Origin of the sequence: Pseudomonas meliae (genome assembly GCF_001400515.1) — a bacterium.
Taxonomy (GTDB): domain Bacteria; phylum Pseudomonadota; class Gammaproteobacteria; order Pseudomonadales; family Pseudomonadaceae; genus Aquipseudomonas; species Aquipseudomonas amygdali.
In genome coordinates this window covers 1,045-6,258 of the sequence record NZ_LJQT01000498.1, presented here as the reverse complement: position 1 = coordinate 6,258, position 5,214 = coordinate 1,045, and the positions used below count along the sequence as shown (strand labels likewise).

The window sequence follows — 5,214 nt, the reverse complement described above, 5'->3', positions numbered from 1 at the left end:
CTGCTGAAACTGAGTCGCCAGGTTATGCCGCATCTGCGGACTTCTCTATGGTAACCGTCCGGCCAAGTCACCTATCGAACTCCAGCATTAAGGGCGATGGTGTCCGCGTATTTTTAAGCGGACGCGATCGCCCTTATCGCCAGGATTTCCATGCGCCAACGAAGCTCTTACCCCAAACCATTCAAAGCCCAGGTCGTCCAGGAATGCCTGCAACCCGGAGCGACAATTTCAAGCGTAGCCATCCATCACGGCATCAACGCCAACGTAATCCGCAAGTGGCTACCGACTTTCCGGGATCAATCGCCTGCAACCTTGCCGGCTTTCGTTCCGGTAAAAACGGCACCAAGGCGAGCATCAGAAGAGATGGTGATCATCTCGCTGCCTCTGGGTGATAAATCTATCATCGTAAAATGGCCAGCCTCGGATCCGGATGGCTGCGCGTGTTTCATTCGTGGCCTGGCCCAATGATCCGCATCGACGTCATCTGGCTCGCCACCGAGCCCATGGACATGCGCGCCGGCACGGACACAGCACTGGCCCGCGTGGTCGCTGTATTCGGTGCGGCGAAGCCGCACTGCGCTTATCTGTTCGCCAATCGCCGCGCCAATCGGATGAAAGTACTGGTGCACGACGGCGTGGGTATCTGGCTGGCCGCGCGCCGCCTGAACCAAGGAAAATTTCACTGGCCTGGCGCTCATCGAGGCCACGAAGTTGAACTCCACGCCGAACAACTTCAAGCGCTGGTGCTTGGCCTGCCTTGGCAGCGGGTTGGTGCTAACGGCGCAATTACGTTGCTCTGAATCGGGTCTTTAGCTGTGTCCGGTGGGCTGCTTTGGTAAAATCCACGGCATGACTTCCACGCCCAATCTCGATCAAATGACGCCCGATCAACTGCGTGCACTCGCTGCGCAGTTGCTATCGAAGGTCGACACAATGGGCCGAAAGATCCATCGTGACGAGACCATCATCGAGCAGCTCACTCACGAGATCGCCATCCTCAAACGCCACAAGTTCGCCAAGCGCAGCGAGCAGATCAGCCCGGCGCAGGGCAGCCTGCTCGACGACCTGCTCAATACCGACCTTGAGGCCATCGAGGCCGAGTTAAAAGCCCTTCATCCTGCACCCGCACAGACAGAACCACATCAGCAACCCAAGCGTGCTCCGCTGCCGCCACAGTTCCCGCGCACTGTGATCCATCACGAACCGGTCAACACTCAGTGCTCCTGCGGCTGCCAACTTCAGCGCATCGGCGAAGACGTCAGCGAGAAGTTGGATTACACGCCGGGCGTGTTCACGGTTGAGCAACATGTACGTGGAAAGTGGGCGTGCCGCCAGTGCGAAACTTTGATCCAGGCGCCCGTACCGGCCCAAGTGATCGACAAGGGCATCCCCACTGCCGGCTTGTTGGCCCACGTAATGGTGGCCAAGTTCGCCGACCACCTTCCGCTGTATCGGCAGGAAAAGATCTTCGGCCGTGCAGGCCTGGCGATCCCGCGCTCGACGCTGGCCCAGTGGGTCGGCCAAACCGGCGTGCAACTACAACCGTTGGTAGATGCACTGCGCGAAGCCGTGCTGGCCCAGCAAGTCGTCCATGCCGATGAAACACCGGTGCAGATGTTGGCACCGGGCGAAAAGAAAACGCACCGCGCGTACGTCTGGGCCTACTGCACCACGCCGTTCTCGGCACTGAAGGCTGTGGTCTACTACTTCAGCCCCAGCCGTGCCGGTGAACATGCGCGCAACTTCCTGGGCACCTGGAGCGGCAAGCTGGTCTGTGATGACTTCGCAGGCTACAAAGCTGGCTTCGAGCAGGGCATCACCGAAATCGGTTGTATGGCCCATGCCCGGCGCAAGTTTTTCGATCTGCATGTGGCGAACAAAAGCCAGTTGGCCGAACAGGCGCTGCACTCCATCGGCGGCTTATACGAAGTCGAACGGCAGGCCAAGGACATGAGCGATGAAGATCGCTGGCGATTACGGCAGGAAATGGCGGTTCCCATCGCTGAAAAGTTGCATGAGTGGATGATCGCTCAACGCGCGCTTGTGCCCGAGGGCTCGGCCACGGCCAAAGCTCTGGATTACAGCTTGAAACGCTGGGTAGCGCTGACGCGATATCTCGATGACGGTGCTGTGCCCATCGATAATAACTGGTGCGAGAATCAAATCCGGCCGTGGGCTCTTGGGCGCTCAAACTGGATGTTCGCTGGCTCGTTACGCAGCGGTAAACGTGCGGCGGCGATCATGAGTTTGATCCAGTCGGCGCGACTCAACGGACATGATCCGTACGCTTACTTGAAGGATGTTCTTACACGCCTGCCGACACAGCGGGCGAGTCAAGTCGAAGAACTGCTGCCGCATCGATGGCAACCAATTTAGTTGCGCAAGATGGGATGCCCCGCGCTTACGTCTTGCTCGCGCCATCGGCCTAAGATGATCCCTCAAGACGTGCCTACCGGACGGTTACTTTGCGATGGGTGCCAGCGACGCGTCGAAGAGCAGACTTCAGCTATCTACCAGGCGATATAGCGCTTGAGCGTGGGATGTCGCTAGCCCTGTACGCTGCAAATTTCGGCGACTTTGCGAACTGGGAAGCGCGGTCGCGGCGATCACAAGGCTGCCGTGCTTCTTTGCTTGCTCTATCCGATGAGATATCAGGGCTCCATGGTAGCCCTGTCCTCGTGCATTTTTTCGGGTGGCAGCAGTCCCAAGGTAAGCAACTCCATTGCAAGCCAGGTACATCAACGCTCCTGCAACGATTTTTCCATCAGCTTTAAGAACGTAGATCTTCAGACGTTCATTTGGCATCAGTCCTGCGAACGAAGCCTGGCTCAACTGAAGATGCTCTGGTTTGGTATGAAATCCACTCGCATGCACGGCTGCGAACTCAGGAAGCTTTTTTGAGTTAGCCTCTTCGATTTCGAATGAGTGCTGATTCAAGACCACGTTCTCGATGGCGCACGCGAGTTGAAGATGCGTCCACCCCCTCAGCCGCTCCAGCCGCCTCTCCCCCATAAAAGCGTACTGTTCCATAGTCGAGGCCTTTCCGATAAGAGGCGTTACGGTCGAATACTCTGCCGACTCCTTGAGCAAGCTCAATAGTGACTGGGGCCTGGCGGTGCTATCGCCGTAAATGCGATTGAGCATCGGGCTAGGTGATGCCTTCACTTGAAAGCATGGGAAAGTTTCGTTGAAAAACACACGAGCACCAAAAGGGTTTCCACTTATCCGAGACAAGCTCTCGACGCGGGCACACAAATACTCGCTTTCTGCAGCCTCAATTGCATAAGCCATTCCAACATTCATGTGCATAGTCCTTATTGCGTGATTTCCCAGAAAGGTAGCGGCAAATTAAACAAAACGCACCTGCAAACACACCTGCTGGTAGATAACCTGCTCCGGCCTCCGCTTTGGGCCGATAGCATTGTAACCATCCGGCCAGCTCACCTTCCTAACCCCACGCCATCCGCTTAATCACGCAAGATGTGTTCGGCGGACGCTTACTCTCTATGCACCTTCATTGGGCGATAAGAAATATCACGCAGCTATCGGGTGGGGGAGGGGCGAGGAGCAATGGAACAGAAAGTTAACTTAACCCCGACGCCCGTCCGCAAATACGCATGCTGCCTACAGAAACGTTACGAATCAGGCTTGTCAACCGAGCTACTGTATAGCTGCGATTGTACATTGATCGCCCTTCCGCCATAAAACTCCGTCGCTGCAGCCTTGCATGCGTCATTGTAAAAATCTTCAGCATCCTCCACTGTGTAGCCAGCTCCAACGAAACACCCGTGCGCAATTTCCCTAAGAGTGTGGCGTTCACTACTGGCGTTGTCGTAAATCGCATTAAGGCATCCTACTATGGCGATCACGTCTTTCTTGGAAAGTCTGTCCTCACCACTCAACAAGCGTGCATGATTGATGTATGCCGATACGTTATATCCAGTAAATGAATCAGCCAGACCAGAAGAATCCTCAAAGCTGGAAACATCTTCATTTATCTTGAAATGGGCGATAGGGATGTATTTCATTTCACCCAGCTTTTTGGCTGTCAGATCACTTATTGCTTTTTCATCTTTCTTGTAAATCGACTTTTGCAAAAATATGTTAAGCTTGTTTAGTGTAGGTCCTGCAAGGCTAGTATTGCGCCGTGCAATTCCTTTTTCCATATCGGTTTGTGTAAACGGCCTAGTTGCGCCAAGCTTTTGATTTTCCTGAGAAGAAACTAGACCCTTTTTTTCAAGAAAGGGCATCAGTACTTTGTGAGCATCTCCCCAATTTTCTGAACTACAGTACAACGGCCTGAGTATCAGCAGAGCTTGCCCTGCACGGAATTGGGCTTCAGGACTTAGGCCCTCACTTTTCTGTAGGAGCGGCTGCAATGCATCGACACAATTCCTTGGCGTCAATGCCCGCTCACTGTTTATTGCTCGGGCATGATGGTTCTCGCCTTTTTCAATAAAAGGATTAGAGACAGATCGTGATGCATAGCCGTAAGACCCTGTCTCTTGATTTGGAACGCCGGACAAAGAATACTTATTTTTGCAATCATAAGACGCGCCCTTGGTTATATCGAAATCTGGCGGAGTTTGGACAATACCGTGTTTTTTCAACAACTCAGGCTTGACACGCTCACCCATGATGCAAGAAATATTATTAGCTATGGAATCATGCGCTTCCTTGGTGTCGATTAAGTTCTTCATGTGCACTTTTGTAGCGGCGCGAAAATCCAACATCGTAACGAAAAGATTTTCCCCACACAATTTTGGCAATAATGAAGGACGCGTCGGCGCAACACCTCCAAAATTGGCACGATTATGGTAGGCATGATAATTAGCTTCTGCCTTTTTCTCTGCCTTCTGCAGGCGGGCGTCGCTGGTAAAGCCTTGTTTGCCGTCATTTAAGGAAGTGGTAGAAAGAAAAAAATCATTGACTGTTTTGTCGTAGAGGTAGGCGCTGCCCGCAAGATAAGCAGCGTACCTCATACTTCGGAGGTGTGATTGAGAGCCATTACTAGATTTGCCTTTCGAATCGCCCTCGTGTGTCCGTGCGGTTTGAGTTGCGCTCAGCGCAGCGGACTCATTATTTTTTGCTATTGTATTAGCCGCTTCTTTCGTAGACGAGGCATTAAAGGTATTCTGCACCAGTCTTGAGGCTGAGTAGAGATGACTGTTCCTTATTTGCATAATCTATATCTCCTAAGTATCCTCTGAAAAA

5 protein-coding genes are annotated in these 5,214 nt (G+C 53.2%); 3 read left to right on the top strand and 2 right to left on the bottom strand.

Annotation, left to right across the window (positions count from 1 at the left end; genetic code table 11):
- Positions 1 to 150 precede the first annotated feature (150 nt).
- From tnpA to tnpC, 3 genes are read left to right on the top strand one after another with little or no spacing between them, the layout of a single operon-like run.
- Positions 151 to 468: an IS66-like element accessory protein TnpA gene (gene tnpA, locus ALO64_RS26950; RefSeq protein WP_044345722.1), complete on the top strand. Its 318-nt coding sequence runs from the start codon at positions 151 to 153 to the stop codon at positions 466 to 468.
- Positions 465 to 800 (top strand): IS66 family insertion sequence element accessory protein TnpB, encoded by a 336-nt coding sequence (gene tnpB, locus ALO64_RS26505; RefSeq protein ID WP_044345723.1) that lies wholly within the window; start codon positions 465 to 467, stop codon positions 798 to 800. Before tnpA ends, tnpB begins: the two co-directional genes overlap by 4 nt.
- Positions 801 to 849: 49 nt before the next feature.
- Positions 850 to 2,376, top strand: a complete 1,527-nt coding sequence (gene tnpC, locus ALO64_RS23190) for an IS66 family transposase (RefSeq protein WP_044345724.1) — start codon at positions 850 to 852, stop codon at positions 2,374 to 2,376.
- Positions 2,377 to 2,502: 126 nt separating this feature from the next.
- Here the strand turns inward: tnpC and ALO64_RS23185 are convergent, their stop codons facing one another.
- On the bottom strand, positions 2,503 to 3,303 hold the full coding sequence (locus tag ALO64_RS23185; protein WP_044345726.1) for a GNAT family N-acetyltransferase: 801 nt from the start codon (positions 3,301 to 3,303) through the stop codon (positions 2,503 to 2,505).
- Between the two features lie 332 nt (positions 3,304 to 3,635).
- Entirely contained in the window at positions 3,636 to 5,183 is a 1,548-nt protein-coding gene (gene xopAG / locus ALO64_RS23180) for a XopAG/AvrGf1 family type III secretion system effector (protein ID WP_054991814.1), read from the bottom strand.
- Positions 5,184 to 5,214 lie beyond the last annotated feature (31 nt).